The organism is Cytobacillus sp. NJ13, from assembly GCA_030348385.1.
In the GTDB taxonomy this organism is placed as follows: Bacteria; Bacillota; Bacilli; order Bacillales; family Cytobacillaceae; genus Cytobacillus.
Genome location: JAUCFP010000006.1, coordinates 2782885 through 2801953, shown reverse-complemented (window position 1 = coordinate 2801953; position 19069 = coordinate 2782885). Strand labels below are relative to the sequence as shown.

Sequence of the window (19069 nt, the reverse complement as noted above, 5' to 3'; positions counted from 1 at the left end):
GACCAAGAACAAAATTACTGGCAAGCCATCTGGAATATTTTTCAAAACAACTTGCGTTCTTTTATGATTTCCAATATAATACTTTTTGAATGGTACCTTGCATTGAACAGTACTGAATTTTATTAAGCTACCTTTCAAAGTTTACTACCTTATAAAGAATTAGGTGATCATGTGAATGTACAATATAAAAAAGGCGTTCTTACATTATGTGTAATGGCTTTATCGATGAATAAAGACCATTACGGGTATGAACTTGTGAAAAACATCTCAGAAAAATTCTTGATTGCTGAAGGAACGATTTACCCTTTGCTTAGAAGATTGACAAAGGAAGGTTATTTTTCGACCTATCTTGTTGAATCCCAAGAAGGGCCGCCAAGAAAATATTACAAGTTAACTGAATTAGGAAGAAATCATGTACTTGAATTAATTGACGATTGGAAGAATTTTTCTAAATCGGTCGATCTGATCATTGGGGAGGGGATAAAGAATGAGGCAAACTGAATTTTTACAGAGACTCAGCAAATTGTTGGAGAATGTTCCGAAAGAGGAAAAACAAGATATGTTATATGATTATGAGGAGCATTTCCGATTAGCTATGGAAAGCGGGAAATCTGAAACTGAAATTACAGCTGAACTAGGGAAGCCTGAAATCATTGCAAAAGAATGCATTGCAAATTACCATTTGGAAAGAGCTTCAGAAAACCAATCCGTATCAAGCCTTTTTCGGGCTATATACGCAGCTATAGGATTAGGATTCTTTAACTTTGTATTTTTGCTTGGTCCGTTCATTGCAGCTGTAGCAGTTATTTTTTCTTTCTTTGTTGTTTCATTTGCGTTTTTAATTACACCTTTGGCAGCGATTGCTTCCATTTTTACGGTGGGCAGCATAGCAGAATTCTTTCTTAATCTTTTTATTTCAATTGGTCTCGCCGGCTTAGGCCTTATAATTGGAGTTGGTTCGTTGAAGCTAACAAGGGCGTTTTTGGCATTGTCTACAAATTATGTACGATCAAATCTAAACATAATTAAAGGCGAAAACAAGAAAAGTGTACTCTTGGAAGATACAAAACGGGGGATAAAAAATGGGTAAAATATTAAAAGTTGGTTTGTTATTGTTTGTAATCGGACTAATCGGGACCGTAACACTTCTATTCAGCGGCGTAGGCTTTGCTGATAATAAAGTAATTGAAAAACAAACGCTTATCAGCAACGGCCTTAAGAAGGTTTCTATTCATAGCGATCTGGCTGATGTGATTATACTCCCTGCAAATGATGATGAAGTGAAAATGGAGCTTACAGGGAGTACAACGCAGAAACTTAAAACAACATTTCAACCCTCAGATGACGGTGAAACATTAAATATCTCAGTAAAGCAAAAAGATAAGTTTTTCTTTAATATTAATTTTGACTTTATGAACAGTAATGATGTCAACCTAAACGTCTATCTTCCCCAAAAAAACTATGACTCGCTAGAAATTAGTACAAATTTAGGTGATATTTCAACAGATTATAAGCTTACAGCAAAAAATGCAATAATCAAGACAGAGATGGGAGATGTACAATTAAAAGGGTTTGAAGGGGAAAAAATCATTGGCAAAACAGCATTAGGCGAGATTGAAATAAAAGAATTAAATGCAGCTTTTGATATTCAATCAGAGAAAGGTGATGTAAATCTTCAATCTGTACTTTCATTTAGTAATGAGAACAAAATTAAAACGGCTTTGGGCGATGTTGAAGTCGGAATCACAGAAGACCCAGAAGGACTCGCTCTGGATTTATCGACTGAGTTGGGTGATATAGAATCAGATATTTTTATTACAGACGCTATTAAATTCTCAGGTGATGCCATCAGTAACAAATTAAAGGGTCAATATGGAAAGAATATAAATGACGGCCCAAGCTTGACAATTAAAGCAGAGATGGGCGATATTACCTTGAAAAAATAGCTTCTAGGCAGTAACCTCAGGGGTAGGTCTTGATGTTCTTTTTCAATAATGGATTGTGGTTCGGGCTGCTGCTGCAATCTTTTTTTATTCGAACGGGGGCAGGTTGAGCGCCTAGTAGTTAAGATAAAAGGAATATAAACTATTGATAGCGAAATTTGTTTTAAGGGAACCATTTCCTTTATAGGGGGGGATGATTGAAATGAAAATTGTAATTAAGGAATTGACGGAATATGAGGTAGCGTTTATTAGACGAACAGGAATTTTGAACCACAAGACCATTCAAAAAGAGGTTGGGTATCTTTTGGACGTCCAGAAGGTACCCAACCTTTTTAATTGATGATAATAATGGTTATGTAAAAAAATTTTGCATATAGTTAGTTGCTTTTTTGTTGAACTACCGGGTGCATTACTTAAAGAACGGCTGCCATTACGGCCGTTCTTTTTATTGAACTACAGGTTAGTTGAATAAGGTATGGTTGGTCGAATAAACATACCCATACAGGGCTAGAGCTGATGAACGATTATAGATCGTCGTTCTCTATATTTTTTAACAGGGCAGCATTTCATTAATAAAAGAATTATAGAAAGATAAATATGTGAAGAAATACACTTAAATTATAGGGTGCAATACTTTAAGTCCAGCTGCCAACTCAGGCGGCTTTTCTTATTGTACTAAAGGGGCAGGTTTGTTGCAGAAGGAAATTTCCAATTATCAGGCGAAGTAGTTAAGAGAGTTTTTATTGAGGATGATTAAATTGGGTAATATTGTAAAAATTAAAGCTCTAAAATTCCCTAATATTCTCCACTATGAATGGGAAGGTGAATTGATTCAGCACACCTCTGATTATTTACTTGTCCTATGCAAACCAGGGCGCAAGTTAATTCACCATACCAAAAATAATATTTTTACTATTGATAATACCTCTTTAGAGTATTTTCCCTTGAAAGAATGGTTCACAGCTGCAATGGAAGTTGAAGATGGAAAAGTTGTTTCTACTTATTGCAATGTAGCAAAACCATCCTTATTTATTAACGAAGAAATAAGTTTTGTTGATTTAGATTTGGATTTTATTCAGGAGAAGAATAACCATTGGACAGTAGTTGATGAGGATGAATTTGAATTAAATAGTATTAAATATGGTTACTCCAAAGAAATAAAGGTCGAGGCAGTAAAAGCCCTAGAAAGGTTAAAGGAAGAGGTGAGACTGGGAATTTCCCTTTCAACAATCAAGTTGCATCTCTACTTAAAAAACAAATTTCCTAAACACAGAACTTTGTGCTTTTTTATACAATGGGTTGCTACGGCAGCTCTTTTTCTTATTTAGTTTTGTTAAAGTAGTAAAGGTGAATTACTTATAGAAATCTTTAAGAAAAGATAAGGGTGGAAATAAGTATGATATTGAAGAATGAACTGCTTATTCGACTTATGAACGGTGATGATTTTGAAGTTATGGTTAAATGGCTAAATGACCAGGGCGTGTTAGAATTCTATGAAGAGCCACCTTCAAATATAGATATGGTGATAAGAAAATACGGGCCAAGAGTTGAAGGGAAACATTATGTTACTCCTTGTATTGTAGAATACAAAAACGAACCAGCAGGTTATATACAATACTATGAGATTCCAAGAGGGTGAATTAAAGAGATACGGCTATACAGCAAACCAAAATATCTATGGAATGGACCAATTTATTGGAGAAATCCAATTATGGGGTAAAGGGATAGGCACTTCAATGATTCTAATGATGTTAAATTACCTCAGTAAAAATAAAGGTGCCTCAAGTGTGGTATTAGAGGTAAAAAAAATAATGGTAGAGCAATATCAAGTTATAAGAAGTGTGGTTTTAGAAAAATTAAAGAGCTTTATAATGACCTTTACTTAATGGAATGGAATAAGGGAACCGACTAAATTCAATAAATAAGCTAAGGGGTCAGCTGACATCTAAGGCAGCTCCGCTTATTGCACTAAAGGGGCAGGCAATAACAGTTGTATGAAAAAGTATATACTCCTTACTTGATGCAGGAAGTAAGGGTTTTTTGTTGAATAATTAATTTAGAATATTTTGGTATTTCGAGAGGAGAAAAAAATGGGCGAGAAATTATTAAGGGTAGGCACAACATATATTCCAGTGGCAAATGTAGATCTTTCCTCTGATTGGTATGTAAATAAACTAGGAGCAGAGTTAAGCTACAAAGATCATGACAAAGCTATTTTAAACTTTGCCAATCAAAGTATTTTTCTTGTGAAATCTAATGAAAATCAAAGCTCCAATTTCTTTGATATTTACGGTAATGAACGTTTTTCGTTAACATTCGAAGTTAATGGATTAAATGCCTTAGAAGCAATACATAAAGACTTTAGGCAAAGTGACATTAGAGTCGGAGAGATTGAAAACAGAGGACACACGGGAAGAAATTTTGTTTTTTATGATTTAGATGGAAATAAATTTGATGTATGGAGTGAACTTAGTCCAATCTTCAAAGAAAAATATCTAATTTCCCAATAGATAATTTAAACGATGTTTTAATAAAACATCGCATCGACCGTTCATTCTTCAATAGCAGGAAAGGTTGAGAGTTGAAGATCCACCAGGGATCGGCAGCTCTTTTTTTTTATCCGACTAACGGGGCAGGTTTATTTAATAAGGAAGTTAGGCTCCTTATAATTCTACATCTAAAGTTGTAGGGAATTTCAAACTATACCTGGAGGTAATAATTTCGTATTAATGTAAAAATAAATAAAGAAGGATATATAAATGTTTAAAGGGATTTATTTTCGAAAATATTTGAGAAGAAAATAAATATGGCCAAACCTACAAAAATAGCTGCTTTAACAAGGTTAAATTTGGCTGAGAAAATTAATGGGATGAAACAAGAATGGGAGGATGGAAAGGGATGACCATATTAGTGGCAGGAGCAACGGGAACCGTAGGGCGGCATGTCGTAGATCACCTTATTCAAAAGGGGGAAAAAGTGAGGGCATTGACACGTAATCCACTAAAGGCCAATCTGCCTGCAGGTGTGGAGGTTGTTTCGGGGGACTTAAGTGAACCAGGTACGATCGGTTCTGCTTTGGTTGACGTAAGCGGTATGCATTTGATTACTACTGGCGCAGAATATACTCCGTTACAAACGGGACCAGAAATCATTAAGCTTGCTGAGAAAACTGGAGTGCGCAGGGTTACTGTTTTATGGAACGGTGAAAAGGGCCCATTTGAAAGTGCAGTTGAGGCAAGTTCCCTGGAGTGGACTCAACTTCAAGCCTTTGAATTTATGGCAAATGCACGAAAATGGGCAAACTCCATACGCTCAGAGGGGCTGGTTCGAGACCTGTTTGGGGGATCACCAATTGCTCCTATTCATGAAGCTGATATTGGAAGGGTCGCAGCAGTCGCACTGACTGAAGACGGCCATGCAGGTAAAATATATACCTTAACAGGGCCTGAGAGTTTGTCAGTTAAAGATAAAGTTGGGATTATTAGCAAGGTTATCGGACGGGAAATCCGATTTGTTGAGAGTTCCGAAGAAGAAGAACGTGAGCAGATGAGGAAGATGGGTGTTGAGGAAGATGCCATTGATTATGTGATTAACTGGCACCTTAACCCGCCTCCATCCGCTCATAAGGTATTGTCGACAGTTGAGGAAGTTACAGGACATAAGCCGTCTACTTTCGAAGAGTGGGTTAAGGCGAATACAGGATATTTTTTAAATTCAAACAGCTAATCATTCCGAAAACTTTTGAGGAATTGAAATTAACATCAGCGGGAGAGCATATATAACAATAGGTACTATTATTAAAAACCAGCTGCCAAACCAGGCAGCTTTTTCTTATTAAACAAAAGGGGCAGGTTAGTTCAATAAGAAATGTTATTATAGATACTACTAAAAGTACTAATAAGGGGGTTATTCAATGGGAAATTGGCTTGAACTATCCGAGGCACAAAATGAAAAAGTATGGACTAAAATATGCGGAGAATTGAAGTTTATCACCTACGATATTTCCATTTACTTTGGAGAATCTGAAGATTTAGATGCGTATGATGACTTGGAAGAAAAGGCACTAGAATTTGGAGTATAATCCTACTCCTCTATTTAACTATGTCTTCACGTAGCCATTTGTCCAGAATCTACTCTTTTCAATTTAGAAATATATATCCATGGAGGATGAAATCCTGCGAATAAGCGAGCATTCGTGAGTAAACCGTATTAAACTGAGGGAGTTGAATAAAAAATTTTAAAAAGGAATAAGAGGAGAAAAATAGCTATAATTTTTATAGGTGTTCCGATGGGGTTGACATTATGAAAAATGATATCTTTTGTATTTACTCTCCTTATACCAAGACAAAAAAGGACCATTCATTAAAATAGCCCTCATGGATATCCTAATTAATAATCTTATTACTATCTATTAATAACTGTACATTCTCTTGCGCCTCTGGCGATTAAACGACGTGCCTCAGCCAATGTGATTCTCACGAGAACTGCTTCGTCTGTGTCTTCTTCTTCCACATCAAACACTGCAAATGCGTCTACACCTACAATCAAAACACAAATAAACTCTACTTCTACGTCATTAGACCTCGGAAAACTACTCCTAATCTCACAAAGTTCTACTCCTGCATTCAGCAATGTCCTGGCCTCTCGTTGCGATATTCGAATAAACACGAATTCCTCGATCTCAACATTACCCGCTTCAACTTCGATTTCTACTAAAAGAAAAAATCGATTCCTAATTCGTACGATACAATTTGCCCCAATTGAAATAACGTCCTCCAAACGCATATATATCACCTCCTATTTCTAATAAATGCAGGGAGTACTCGGAAGGTTTGGACAAAGGTATCTAAATTCTGAAATTAAGAAAAAAGCCTTTCTTAAGTAAATGCAACCCATTTTTATTAGCTCTAATTAAATTAATGCCTAGAAATAATGATTCACTGTAATCTAAAATAAGTTCAAAAAGATTTTGAACTACTGTAGTTAAAAATACCGGGTGCTTTTGTTCAAGAACAGCTGCCAAAAAGCGGCTTTTTTTCTTAATTAAATAAAGGGGCAGTTAGTTGAATAAGGACTAATAAAGAAGTAAGGAAGAGATAATACCCTATGAGGTGATTGATTTGCGTTTATTTTTTCTCCCCCTTTTATTTTCGTTAATTTTACTACAATGCAATTCTACTTATGCTCAAACAGAAAATCCATTAGAAAGCCAAATAACTTCATTTATGACAGGCTTACAATCTGAAAATCCTAAACAAACTGTAGAATTGTGGGTACTAGGTTTAAATAATAGAAGTGGAGCTGTTCAGTATGCTTTACTTTCACCATCTCTTCAAAGAAAAACACGAAAGCAGTTCGAAGAAAGAGGTTGGGGCACTGGGCAATCAAGCCCTTGGGTAGATAATGTTCAAATAACAAAAGTTGTAAACATAAGTGATGAAAAGGTTAAATTTACAATTACTTACGATTTACTTAGTTCTTATAAAAACTTTGGAAGTGGGCAGAAGGTGATTACTTTAGAGAAAAATCCAGAAACAGGTAAGAGAACTTGGTTTATAATCCAAATAGTCACAAAGTATAATCAATATGAAGGATTTACACCTGCTGAAACAGTGACTAAATAAAGTGAATGCTAATTATTCATATATAACTAACAGGGGCAAGAGTTAAAGATTGGAGCTGCTATTTTTGGCAGCTTTTCTTATTCGACTAACTAAGCAGGTTTGCTTAAAAAGCCCCCTAAACATAAATAAAAATCAAACGTCTAATATTATGAGGAACAAGATTTGAATAGGATATACATCATACTTTTGCCTAATTAGAATAAAATGGTAGTAAAAAGATATTGGAGGGGTATTATGAAGCTAGTAGGGCAACAAATTTATCTTCAACTTTACAAAACTTCTGACGCCAGCGAGTTAGCTAACTTACATACTAGAAATCGCGAATTTTTTCAACGAGTTAGCCCATTACTCCCAGAAGCCTTTTATACAGAAGAACATCAAAAAATACGCATTGAACAGGCATTAAAAAAGTCAGATGAAGGGCAATTATATGCTTTTGGAATCTTTTTAAAAGCAACTGATAAACTTATCGGAGACATTTCATTAACTCAAATTGCTAGAGGAGACCTCCAAAGCTGTTATACGGGATTTACTTTAGATAAGGAGTATAATACAAAGGGCTATACAACAGAAGCTCTTCAACTTGTTGTAGACTTTGCTTTTAGAGAATTAAAACTACATAGAATTGAAGCAGGAGCTATGCCTGACAATATAGCATCTATTCGTGTATTAGAAAAAGTAGGGTTTAAAAAAGAAGGTATAGCTAAAGAAAATCTAAAGATTAATGGCAAATGGGCAGATCATCAAATATTAGCTATCATCAACAGCTCGGATGTGTAACGATAATATTATGTAAACGAAACGCAGTCTCGCGCGAGACGCCACTACTTCAAGAAATTGTACGTAGCGGTAAAATTGTATATTGTACGAGGGATTTGGTACTTATCTAAGGAGTTGCTTGGCAACTCTCTTTTTTATCGAAGATTGTGAAGTGTTTCACTTAAACTAACGGGTGCATTACTTTAACATCCAGCTGCCAAATGACGGCTTTTTTTCTTAACTAACGGGGCGGGTTAATTGAAGAAGATGTCACCTATGTGATGTTGGGGAAGAAATGGGACTCTAGACGATATGAAATATTGTGATATTGTATTCCGGGAAAAAAATTGTTACTATAAGGATACGATTTATGAGAGGACTGATGGATGGACAATGATTAACTAATCTATATTTTTATTTGAAATGAATAACTTCAAACTACAAAATATAGGGGTTAGTCTATCCATTTTTATAAAAAAACTTTTATTTGTCATGATTCAGCGGGCAAATAGGAGCTTATTTAGTATTAAAGACTAATCCTTCCAATTATATAATGGGAGGATTTTTTATACTCCCAAAGATAAGAGAGATCGTATAAAAATTAATTTGAAAAATAGGAGACCGGGAAATGGGCAATTCAGACACTATTGTTACGCATGCAGACTCCGTATAAGTCGTTAGTATCCATCAAACTTATACGGAGAACTAGTAAAATAGATGGGTACACCGACTTTGTATAAAAAGAAAAATGAATTGATATACAAAGGAGGAATAATTATGTCGATGATAAAGGTTCAAGACTTAACTTTTTCTTATCCAGGCAGCTTTGACAATATTTTTGAAGGTGTAAACTTTCAAATAGATACGGATTGGAAACTTGGATTTATTGGCAGGAATGGACGCGGTAAAACAACATTCTTTAATTTATTATTAGGAAATTATGAGTATAGCGGGACAATCATCTCTTCGGTAGAATTTAATTATTTCCCTTATCCCGTTTCGGATAAAAATAAGTATACCCATGAAATCTTAGAAGAGATTTGCCCACAGGCTGAAGATTGGGAATTTTTTCGTGAAATATCCTATCTAAATGTTGATGCAGAGGTCATGTACCGCACATTTAAAACATTATCAAATGGAGAACAAACAAAGGTATTGCTTGCTGCACTATTTTTGAATGAGGGCCAATTTCTTTTGATAGATGAGCCAACCAATCATCTGGATACTGATGCACGAAAGGTGGTCTCTGATTATCTAAGGAAGAAAAAAGGGTTTATTTTAATTTCACATGATAGAATCTTTTTGGATGGATGCGTTGACCATATTTTATCTATAAATAGAGCAAATATTGAAATACAGAGTGGTAACTATTCTTCATGGAAGCTAAATTTTGATCGGCAGCAAGAACACGAAGAGGCAGCAAATCAGCGTTTGCAGAAAGACATTGGGAGATTAAAGCAATCTTCAAAGCGTTCAGCAGGCTGGTCTAATCAAGTGGAGGCTTCAAAGAATGGAACAACGAATTCGGGCTCTAAGCTGGACAAGGGGTTTGTTGGACATAAAGCAGCGAAGATGATGAAAAGAGCAAAGAACCTGGAATCAAGGCAGCAAAAAGCGATTGAGGAAAAATCAAAACTGCTTAAAAATGTGGAAAAAACCGAATCATTAAAATTAGAACCATTTGAATTTCAGTCCAATGAATTGATTTCTTTGGCTGATGTGTCTGTTAAGTACGATGGCCAAATAGTAAATAAGCCCATTAGTTTTAAAGTTGAACAAGGTGACAGAATTGTACTTGATGGCAAGAATGGAAGCGGAAAAAGCAGTATTTTAAAACTAATTTTAGGAACTCTGATTCAGCATACGGGCTCAATAACTGCAGGTTCTGGCCTCACCATTTCCTATGTCCAGCAAGATACCTCTAATTTAAAGGGGCTGTTATCGGATTTTATTGAAGAGCACAAGATTGATGAGACTCTATTTAAATCCATTTTGCGAAAGATGGACTTTGACCGGATACAATTTGAGAAAGATATTTCGCATTATTCCGGCGGCCAAAAGAAAAAGCTGCTTATTGCTAAAAGTTTATGTGAAAAAGCTCATTTATATATTTGGGATGAACCGCTAAATTTTATTGATATATATTCGCGAATGCAGATTGAAGAGCTTATTCAAAGGTTTAATCCCACAATGGTTATTGTTGAGCATGATCAGGCATTTCAACAAACAGTTGCTACAAAAATAATATCTATGCAGTAAAATATGGAGAATTGAAAATAAATTAGGTTAATCTTCGAAGACCGGCTGTAATTGCAGTGATATTATCCCCTCTAAGTAGACAGTGTAAAAAGACCATCATAAAAAATGGTGATACACTTAACTTGGAGGGGATTTTTCATGGGGAAAACAGGAAGAACGTATCAAAAATATACAGAAGATTTTAAAATAAGAGCAGTAAACCTATACAAAGAAGGAAACAAAAGTTACCGAACAGTATCGGAAGAGCTAGGTCTTCGAAGTCCAACCCAATTAAAGAAATGGGTTATGAAATTTAATCAGGGAGAGTCCTTTGAAGATTTAAGGGGACGTGCAGGCGGTAACACAGACAGTAATCCACTTAAAGGGCGCCCCAGAACGAACTTTAAAAGTATCCAAGAGGAAAGGGATTATTATAAAGCTCAGGTTGAATACCTAAAAAAGCGGTATCCAAATCTACACGAGGAGGGATCATCCCAAAAGCAGAACGATTCGAAATCATAAACGAACTAAGTGGTATTTACCCTATCGCTTGGTTAGCTGAGATTGCGCAAGTCTCAAGATCAGGTTATTATAAGTGGCTTAAAACGACCTCCCTTAGGGAGGACAGGCAGACCAAAGAATATCTAATAAAATCACATATTATGGCTATTCATCATACATACCCTTTTTATGGTTACCCTCGTATGAAAATAGCTCTTAAAGACGAAGGATTTCATATTAATCATAAGAAGGTATATCGATTAATGACTGATATGAATATTCGAGCTGAAATTAGGAAGAAGCGAAACTTCTTCGGAAGGAAGCCTTCCGTTATTTACTCAAACTTATTAAACCGTAACTTTAAGGCTCTAAAACCAGATGAGAAATACGTAACAGACATTACGTATATTCAAGTTGGAGATTCATTTTATTACCTTTCCGTTATACTCGATCTTTATAACAATGAGGTTTTAGCCTGGAATATTTCAAAGAGAAATGACTTAGAATTGGTCCTTAATACAATCGATCTATTAACACAAAAAAGAAACGTGTATGGTGCGATCCTGCATTCAGATCAAGGCTTCCAATACACGTCTAATCAATACCACAAAAAGTTAAAGAAAATAGGCATTCAAGGCAGCCATTCTCGCAAAGGAAACTGCCTCGATAATGCCTGTATTGAGTCTTTCTTCTCTCATCTAAAGACAGAGAAGCTATATCGATCACAGTTTAAAACAGAAAAAGAATTAATTCAAATACTTGAAGAATACATGTATCTCTATAACTATAAAAGATTCCAGAAAAAACTAAACCAGTGTGCTCCGGTTGAATACCGACTCACACTGGCTGCTTAGTCTTTTTTAAGGTTGTCTACTTGACAGGGGTAAGACCACAGCCGGTCCTTTTTTATTCAGTAATGGGGCAGGTTTGTTTAAGAAGGTATATAATTTAATATATTTTTACTAAAAATTGTTATCTAAAAATCAATAGATAGAGGTGAAGAGGATAATATGCTGAGAGTTGATGTCGTTTACGCTCTTATTTACAACAAAGATAGTGAACAAATTTTAATGGTTAATAACAAAGGGCAGGGTTGGTCACTTCCTGGTGGTGCAGTTGAAAAAGATGAAAGTTTAGAACAAGCTGTTGTTCGTGAAGTCGAAGAGGAGACAGGGCTAGCTATTAAGGCGGGAAATGTTTTAGCAGTTAATGAAGCGTTTTTTCAGGAGAAAGGTCATCACGCTTTATTGATAACATTTGAAGCAAATTTATTGGGGGGAGAATGTGAAATAAGATATGAAGAGGAAATCACAGAAATAAAATGGGTTGATTTACAAAGGGCAAATAAGTTAATGCCCTACTTTCCAAACGGTGTAGAAGGTCTGCTTAAATCGTCTTCAACCTACACTTTTCAATCATAGTCACTTGATTTTCTTTGCTAAAGGGTGCTTTGGCTAGGTTCAGCAGCAGAACAGGGTCGCTTGTCTTATTAAACAAACGGGGCAGGTTTATTTAATAAGCAAAGTGTTATAGTAGGTACAGTTATTTTTAATGAGGTGAAAGAAATGGTTAGAAGGAGATAGATAGCCTCCTGAATTAGATGCTGTTTTAATTTTAGGAGGCTAACTAATATTTTAGGAGTTGTATAAAATGAAACAAAACAAGTATGATGATGTGAATTTCTTTTCTGCTTATAAAAAAATGGCACGTTCAGTCACAGGACTTGAAGCTGCAGGAGAATGGCATGTTTTAAAAGAACTTTTACCCGAACTTCGAGATAAAAGTGTACTTGATTTGGGATGCGGTTTCGGCTGGCATTGCCGTTATGCTCGTGAGCAGCAAGCAAGGTCTGTAATTGGAGTAGATATATCTGAAAAAATGCTTGAACAAGCTCGTGAAATGACTCATGATTCCTTCATTTCATACATTAAAATGCCAATTGAAGACATTGATTTTTCAGACTCTCCATTTGATGTTGTCATCAGCTCATTGGCTTTTCATTATATTAAGTCCTTTGAAGCAATTTGTAATAAGGTCTATGATTGTTTAAAGCCTGGAGGTTCTTTTGTCTTTTCAGTTGAACATCCAATCTTCACTTCTCGGAACGAACAAGAATGGTATCATGATGACAAAGGGAATCGTTTGCATTGGGCAGTTGACAATTACCAATTGGAAGGATTGCATGAAACAGCATTTCTAACTGAAAACGTTATAAAATACCATCGTACATTTTCAACTTATATCAATGCCTTAATTAATGCTGGATTTAATATAAGGACAATTAAGGAACCTATTCCCTCTGAGGAAATGTTAATCAGTATTCCTGAAATGAAAGATGAACTCCGCAGACCTATGTTCTTAATAATCTCAGCAGAAAAGTAATTGTTTTTAAACGTTCCTGCGCAAATGCAGGGACGTTTTTCTTATTCAACAGACGGTGCAGGTTAGTTAAATTAATGAAAAAAGGAGGAGGTAATTTAATTAAGAGGGAGAATTTTAATATGAGTATAAATTGAGAGGAGTCTGAAGATGTATCATAGCTTAAGCGATTTTTATAAATCCTGGGAATTTGAGACTGGGGCTACAAGCAGAATTCTTAAGAATCTCACCGATGAATCATTAAAGCAAGAAGTCACTCCAAATCAATGGTCTTTAGGGCGTATTGCGTGGCATACGGTCACTGCTATTAAAGTGATTAGTTCACAGGCAGGTTTAAGGTTCGCAGCTCCTGGTGAAGACTGGTCTGTCCCATCTTCAGCTAATTTCATTGCTGAAAGCTATACTAATTCTTCAAATAACCTAGTTGAGGCTTTGGAAACTCAGTGGACTGATGAGACCCTGTTGGAACAAATTGATTTCTTTGGCATAAAAATGACTAAGGGAAGTCTGTTATTATTTTTAAACCAGCACCAAACTCATCACCGGGGACAAATGACTATACTAATGAGACAAGCAGGACTTAGTGTTCCAGGGATTTATGGTCCCTCAAAAGAAGAGTGGACACAATTTGGAATGGCTGAACCAAAACAAACTTTATTTGATTAAATTCTAGAGACACTATTGTAAGCAGAGTTTAATCAATATACAACGACAAAAATAACCGAATTAAGATCCAGCTGCCAAACTAGGCGGCTTTATATTATTTAACTATAGTAGGCAGGTTAGTGGAATAACCTATCGAATAAAAAGGAAAGAAGTCATGGGGGGAGGGATGTCGTGGGTTTGAATTTAGTTTTTCACATACCTACTTATACAAAAGAAAATTCAGCCTTGCCAAAACCAATGAATGATAATTACAGTTATTGGGCGCCATTGATTAATTACTTTTTACCAAAGTCAAACACGATTGAAATTCATTGTTGGAATGAGGAAATTGAGAGTATTAAAGAACTTAAATCCCTGTATAAACAAGAATTTGCAATAGTCAAAGAAGAGAATTTGACTATTTTTAAGGGAAGTATTGATTCAGCCATTTCCAATTATATTCTATACAACTCATTGAATAAAAGCGGAGAGTTTAAATGGTTTACAATTAATCTTGATAAAGGTGAAAAAACTATTTTTTATTCAGGGCACTGGGCAACTGAATTTCTAATAAATAATATTATGGAAAAGGACATTGAAGTAATAAAACAAGTTACCCCACCTGATACTGATTTCCATCATTTAATTTCTTAATCAGTGACGGGTGCTTGTGTTCTAGGTCAGCTGTTAAACAGGCAGCTTTTTTCTTTTAAACTAGGCTCTGTTAAAGGTAAATGTTGATATTTGGTACCTACCCGATTTCTTAAAATAATATTTTTAAGAACACACATTCGGGAGGTTATGAAGTTGAGCAAAGCGTTTAACAATCTGTTAAAACATATTGATAAATTGTCACATACAGACAAAGAACGAGTGTTTCAATGGATTCAACGCTACGTTCAACCTTCTTCTTCTGTCGGTGGTCGTTTAATCAATGAAATGCGAGAACTCGATCCAAGGAAGGGTTTGAATGCCCTCATTGTGCCTCCGAACACGTTGTAAGGTTTGGAAATTACAATGGTCGCCAACGTTATCGCTGTAAGTATTGCAACAAGACATTTACTGACACTACAAATACTGTTCTTTATCGTACTCGAAAAGGTAACGAATGGATTACATTTGTTGATTGTATGTTCAAAGGCTATTCTCTGCGAAAATCTTCCGAAATCGTAGGGGTTACTTGGGTTACGCTTTTTTATTGGAGACACAAATTGTTAAATGCATTAAAACAAATAGATTTTGAACAATTTGAAGGTATCGTTGAAGTTGACGAGACCTATTTCCTATACTCTGAAAAAGGAAAACGTGGCATTTCTGACCGTAAACCTCGTAAGCGTGGCGGGAAGTCTAAACACAGAGGTATTAGTCACGAACAAGTTTGTGTCCTTGTTGCCAGAGACCGTACAAAAGCTACTGTATCAAAGGTAGCTTGTATGGGGCGTGTTGTGAAAACTAAAGTTGATAATATGATTGGCTCTAAACTGACAACTGATAATGTCCTTGTTACGGATGCTTGGAGAGCCTGCAAAACCTATGCAAAAGAAAAAGGTATAGAACACTATCGCATTAAATCTAATGATGGCAAACACGTTATAAAAGGCTTATATCACATCCAAAATGTCAATGGTCTACATTCTCGTATGAAACAATGGATAGACCGCTTTAAAGGTGTAGCCACAAAATATCTCAACAATTACCTTGCGTGGTTCTTGTTTGTAGATAGCCGTAGTAACGAAAGCACCAAGCACAATATAAAAGAATTGTTATTAACGTCATTTATATTTGAAATGACAGACACATATGACAGCTTACGTTTGTCGAAGTTTAATGCTTAATTTTACTTTTCATCAAATTAAACACTATAATAACGAAATTTCTCCAATGAAATCGTCTACTAAATAATGAGGATGGATAATTTGAACAGGTTGGCTTCTATATCAATACTGCTTTTATTAACAATAATTTTGACTGGTTGTAATTTATTTGATTCTAAAAATGATTTACCAATCGAGATGGTAGCGTTCAATAGTCTTACGAACGAAGAAAAAGATTTAATTCCAGTAAGTCCAAAAGATTCAGTTGTTGAGAAAGTAATTGTTAATAGCGAGAACAAGCCTTTGATTGATATAGACTATGACAAAGGCGAAGTTTATTCAGTTACTTTTAACAATACAGAGACAGATTCTTCGGGAAAACTTACTGTTTTCGTTGATTTAGATAAGAAAACGGTTGTTGGGAAAGGTTTTACCAATAACTAAAAACAATATAATCTTGTTAATTTCAATACGAATGGGAAACCCATCAAAACGTGGGTTTCCTTAAATTTTAACTAATTATCAACACTAAAGTTTAACAGAGCCTTAAACTAAAGGGGCAGTTTAGTTGATGAAGGTATTAACAAAGGATTAATAGTAACGCAGCATTTATTTTTAATGATGAAACAAGGGGTAACAAATGTCACCCCTTAATGCTTAGGTCCAATCCACCGGTGGCTTTTTTAACTGAGCGTTTACTCCAAGCTCTTTAGCAGCAGCCAAAATAAATTCTTTTCTAAAGAAATAACTTTTATGATTTACTATTTTTCCATTTTCAATCTCTTGTACTTGAATATCGTGAATTTCTGGTCCATGATCGCCATCAGCAAATACAATAATAACTGGTTTATCCCAAAGTATAATTTCTTGAGCTCTATGACCGGGTAGACCAAACCGCAGAGAGCCTTTAATCATCTCATCTTTAGAGAATTCCTGGAAACCCAAATAGGCTTCATTCTGTGCTTGAACACTAAATAGTGCTAACATACCGTTCAAATCTCCATTATTAAATGCTTTTAAGTATGATTGAATGGTTACATTTTTTTCTCGGCTATTCAAACCAGATTTTGATTGAGTAAAATCAAAAGAAGCTATTTTTCTTCTCGCTCGCTGTACTGAAGAATAGACCCCTCCCGGAGTGCTTTGTACGATGCCGGCTACTTCTTCAGCACTAAACTGAAAAATATTTAGTAAAAGAAATGCCGCAAGTTGTTTAGGTGTCAATATAGAATCCAAAGATAATAGAATTTCTTCTAATAATAGAGGACTAGAGAAATCTTCGATAGGTTCAGATATTTCTTCTAATAATCTTACTTCCCTCTTTAGCTTTCTGCACAGGTCAATCCAAGTGTTTGTTGCAACCCTAAATAAGTAATGTTTTTTGTCAGTTATTTCACTCCACCGTTGAGGGAGAAGCCCAAACGCTTTTATAATTGATTCTTGATATAGATCTTCACCATCCCAAGGGGAACCGGTGATATATTTACAATAATTCCATAAATCGGTTGAATGATCAGAGATTATTTCAAAAAATTCACCTCTTACCTTCCTGGTTTCATCAACAATATCCTTGGTAATGTTATCAATTGGTTTCATGAAAAAGATTCCTCCTACTGTCAATATACTAAATAGACGATTGTGTATTAAAGAATTATACGGCTTTGGAGAAAATATTTTAGAAAACCAATTATAAAATTGTCTTTAAATTAATTAACTTTTTAGGAGATGCTTGTTGAACATACGGGGCAGGTTTGTTGAAGAAGGATATTTTCTGTTTTAAGCGAATTAGAATTCCAAACAAACCTAACACGAATACAAGTATTGAAAATAACAGGAACATAGGAGGTATGAAAATATGAGGATCAATAGAATAGATCATGTGAGTATAAACGTAAATGATCTTTCAGAGGCTAAAGCGTTTTTTCTTGATTTAGGACTTGAAGTGCAAGCGGAATGGGAATTGGATGGAGAACAGTTGGACAGAATAGTTGGGCTTAATGATGTTAAAACGGCATGTGTGGGATTGGGGATGCCAGATGGTCAGGCATGGATAGAGCTAGTCAAATTTTATACGCCATCAGATGAAAAAGATATTCAGCAACCTTTGGCAAATACGCTGGGTATCCGACATATTTGCTTTGCTGTTGAAGATATTGAGGCTATTGTTGCAAAATTGAAAAAGAAAGGCACGGAAATCTTTAGTGAGATACAGCAATATGAAGAAAGTTATAAGTTATGCTACGTTCGTGGTCCAGAGGGAATTATTTTAGAGTTGGCGGAGAAAATCAGATAAATATTGAATGGGACTTTAAATGATTTAGACCTCCAACTTTAAAAATTTCTTCTTAAACGTTCGGGTGCGATGCTTCAACAACGAAGGATCGCTATTTCTTATTCAAGTAACGGGGCAGATTTGTTCAATTATAGTTGCATAAGTAAGTATAAAATCCTTAATTGATGCAGGAAGTAAGGGTTTTTTGTTGGATAAATTAATTTAGAATATTTTGGTAATGTGAAAGGAGATAAAAAATGGGCGAGTAATTTTTAAGGGTAGGCACAACATATATACCAGTAACAAATGTAGATCTTTCTTCTGATTGGTATGTAAATAAATTAGGTGCAGAGTTAAGCTACAAAGATCAAGACAAAGCTATTTTAAACTTTGCCAATCAAAGTATTTTTCTTGTGAAATCTAATGAAAATCAAAGCTCCAATTTCTTTGATATTTATGGTAATGAGCGTTGTTCGTTAACATTCGAAGTTAATGGATTAAATGCCTTAGAAGCAATTCATAAAGACTTTAGGCAAAGTGAAATTAGAGTTGGAGAGATTGAAAACAGGGGACACATGGGAAGAAATTTTGTTTTTTATGACTTAGATGGTAATAAATTTGATGTATGGAGTGAACTAAGTCTGATCTTCAAAGAAAAATATCTTATTTCCAAATAGATAATTTAATGAGGAGGCGATGTATTATACATCGCCCGTTCATTGTTCAATAACGGGAAAGTTAGTGAGTTGAAGATCCCAGGGGATCGGCAGCTCTTTTTTATTAATGACTAAACGGGGCAGTAATGTTTAATAAGCAAGTCGTAGATGGGTAGTAGACACATTCTGTGCAGTAAATAGTTCTTGGTAAGAAAAACCTTTGATAATTGGAATGTTT

The 19069-nt window shown here is 35.2% G+C and carries 23 protein-coding genes and 1 pseudogene; 22 read left to right on the top strand and 2 right to left on the bottom strand.

The features are described from left to right. Positions 1 to 171 precede the first annotated feature (171 nt). From QUF73_13800 to QUF73_13755, 10 genes are all read left to right on the top strand, one after another. A complete protein-coding gene (locus QUF73_13800) occupies positions 172 to 501 on the top strand; it encodes a PadR family transcriptional regulator (GenBank protein MDM5227277.1) in 330 nt (109 codons plus the stop codon). Continuing rightward, the gene (locus QUF73_13795; protein ID MDM5227276.1) at positions 488 to 1090 is read left to right on the top strand and encodes a DUF1700 domain-containing protein; all 603 of its coding nucleotides are present in this window, start codon (positions 488 to 490) and stop codon (positions 1088 to 1090) included. The genes QUF73_13800 and QUF73_13795 overlap by 14 nt, the downstream gene beginning before the upstream one ends. After that, on the top strand, positions 1083 to 1946 hold the full coding sequence (locus tag QUF73_13790; GenBank protein MDM5227275.1) for a DUF4097 family beta strand repeat-containing protein: 864 nt from the start codon (positions 1083 to 1085) through the stop codon (positions 1944 to 1946). Before QUF73_13795 ends, QUF73_13790 begins: the two co-directional genes overlap by 8 nt. Before the next feature lie 199 nt (positions 1947 to 2145). Next, a complete protein-coding gene (locus tag QUF73_13785) occupies positions 2146 to 2283 on the top strand; it encodes a hypothetical protein (GenBank protein ID MDM5227274.1) in 138 nt (45 codons plus the stop codon). A gap of 418 nt (positions 2284 to 2701) precedes the next feature. Continuing rightward, complete coding sequence (locus tag QUF73_13780; GenBank protein MDM5227273.1) at positions 2702 to 3271, top strand: DUF402 domain-containing protein; 570 nt, start codon at positions 2702 to 2704, stop codon at positions 3269 to 3271. A 68-nt stretch (positions 3272 to 3339) separates the two neighbouring features. Then, positions 3340 to 3582, top strand: coding sequence for a GNAT family N-acetyltransferase (locus QUF73_13775; protein ID MDM5227272.1), 243 nt, complete (start codon positions 3340 to 3342; stop codon positions 3580 to 3582). Next, positions 3563 to 3829: a hypothetical protein gene (locus tag QUF73_13770; protein ID MDM5227271.1), complete on the top strand. Its 267-nt coding sequence runs from the start codon at positions 3563 to 3565 to the stop codon at positions 3827 to 3829. Before QUF73_13775 ends, QUF73_13770 begins: the two co-directional genes overlap by 20 nt. 204 nt (positions 3830 to 4033) lie before the next feature. Beyond that, the gene (locus QUF73_13765) at positions 4034 to 4453 is read left to right on the top strand and encodes a VOC family protein (GenBank protein MDM5227270.1); all 420 of its coding nucleotides are present in this window, start codon (positions 4034 to 4036) and stop codon (positions 4451 to 4453) included. Between the two features lie 388 nt (positions 4454 to 4841). Continuing rightward, complete coding sequence (locus tag QUF73_13760) at positions 4842 to 5669, top strand: NmrA family NAD(P)-binding protein (GenBank protein ID MDM5227269.1); 828 nt, start codon at positions 4842 to 4844, stop codon at positions 5667 to 5669. A gap of 187 nt (positions 5670 to 5856) precedes the next feature. Next, complete coding sequence (locus QUF73_13755) at positions 5857 to 6024, top strand: hypothetical protein (GenBank protein ID MDM5227268.1); 168 nt, start codon at positions 5857 to 5859, stop codon at positions 6022 to 6024. Positions 6025 to 6347: 323 nt separating this feature from the next. Here QUF73_13755 and QUF73_13750 read toward each other — a convergent pair whose 3' ends face one another. Beyond that, positions 6348 to 6728, bottom strand: coding sequence for a hypothetical protein (locus QUF73_13750; GenBank protein ID MDM5227267.1), 381 nt, complete (start codon positions 6726 to 6728; stop codon positions 6348 to 6350). Between the two features lie 335 nt (positions 6729 to 7063). On the opposite strand from QUF73_13750, the gene QUF73_13745 reads away from it, so the two are divergent. The 10 genes and pseudogenes from QUF73_13745 (at position 7064) to QUF73_13700 (ending at position 16347) form a co-directional block, all read left to right on the top strand. Beyond that, positions 7064 to 7567 carry a hypothetical protein gene (locus tag QUF73_13745; GenBank protein ID MDM5227266.1) on the top strand — a complete coding sequence of 168 codons (504 nt, stop codon included), beginning with the start codon at positions 7064 to 7066 and terminating at the stop codon, positions 7565 to 7567. 234 nt (positions 7568 to 7801) lie between these two features. Beyond that, positions 7802 to 8347: a GNAT family protein gene (locus tag QUF73_13740; protein ID MDM5227265.1), complete on the top strand. Its 546-nt coding sequence runs from the start codon at positions 7802 to 7804 to the stop codon at positions 8345 to 8347. A gap of 756 nt (positions 8348 to 9103) precedes the next feature. Next, a complete protein-coding gene (locus tag QUF73_13735) occupies positions 9104 to 10585 on the top strand; it encodes an Lsa family ABC-F type ribosomal protection protein (protein ID MDM5227264.1) in 1482 nt (493 codons plus the stop codon). Positions 10586 to 10723: 138 nt separating this feature from the next. After that, positions 10724 to 11919, top strand: a protein-coding gene (locus tag QUF73_13730; protein MDM5227263.1) for an IS3 family transposase whose coding sequence is annotated in 2 segments (ribosomal slippage) — positions 10724 to 11030 and positions 11030 to 11919 — 1197 coding nt in all. Because the reading frame shifts where the segments join, the coding sequence is not laid out codon by codon here. Positions 11920 to 12075: 156 nt separating this feature from the next. Further along, positions 12076 to 12486, top strand: coding sequence for an NUDIX hydrolase (locus QUF73_13725; GenBank protein ID MDM5227262.1), 411 nt, complete (start codon positions 12076 to 12078; stop codon positions 12484 to 12486). A gap of 229 nt (positions 12487 to 12715) precedes the next feature. Continuing rightward, positions 12716 to 13447 (top strand): class I SAM-dependent methyltransferase, encoded by a 732-nt coding sequence (locus QUF73_13720; protein ID MDM5227261.1) that lies wholly within the window; start codon positions 12716 to 12718, stop codon positions 13445 to 13447. Positions 13448 to 13594: 147 nt separating this feature from the next. Further along, complete coding sequence (locus tag QUF73_13715) at positions 13595 to 14110, top strand: DinB family protein (GenBank protein ID MDM5227260.1); 516 nt, start codon at positions 13595 to 13597, stop codon at positions 14108 to 14110. A 171-nt stretch (positions 14111 to 14281) separates the two neighbouring features. Next, the gene (locus QUF73_13710; GenBank protein MDM5227259.1) at positions 14282 to 14743 is read left to right on the top strand and encodes a hypothetical protein; all 462 of its coding nucleotides are present in this window, start codon (positions 14282 to 14284) and stop codon (positions 14741 to 14743) included. Positions 14744 to 14896: 153 nt separating this feature from the next. Then, positions 14897 to 15924, top strand: a pseudogene (locus QUF73_13705) (IS1595 family transposase). An 81-nt stretch (positions 15925 to 16005) separates the two neighbouring features. Beyond that, positions 16006 to 16347, top strand: coding sequence for a hypothetical protein (locus tag QUF73_13700; GenBank protein ID MDM5227258.1), 342 nt, complete (start codon positions 16006 to 16008; stop codon positions 16345 to 16347). 213 nt (positions 16348 to 16560) lie between these two features. Here QUF73_13700 and QUF73_13695 read toward each other — a convergent pair whose 3' ends face one another. Further along, positions 16561 to 17499, bottom strand: coding sequence for an RNA polymerase sigma factor (locus QUF73_13695; GenBank protein ID MDM5227257.1), 939 nt, complete (start codon positions 17497 to 17499; stop codon positions 16561 to 16563). Between the two features lie 259 nt (positions 17500 to 17758). Between QUF73_13695 and QUF73_13690 the strand changes: the two genes are divergently transcribed. Beyond that, the gene (locus tag QUF73_13690; GenBank protein ID MDM5227256.1) at positions 17759 to 18196 is read left to right on the top strand and encodes a VOC family protein; all 438 of its coding nucleotides are present in this window, start codon (positions 17759 to 17761) and stop codon (positions 18194 to 18196) included. A 272-nt stretch (positions 18197 to 18468) separates the two neighbouring features. Continuing rightward, entirely contained in the window at positions 18469 to 18852 is a 384-nt protein-coding gene (locus tag QUF73_13685) for a VOC family protein (GenBank protein ID MDM5227255.1), read from the top strand. The last annotated feature ends 217 nt before the right edge of the window (positions 18853 to 19069 follow it).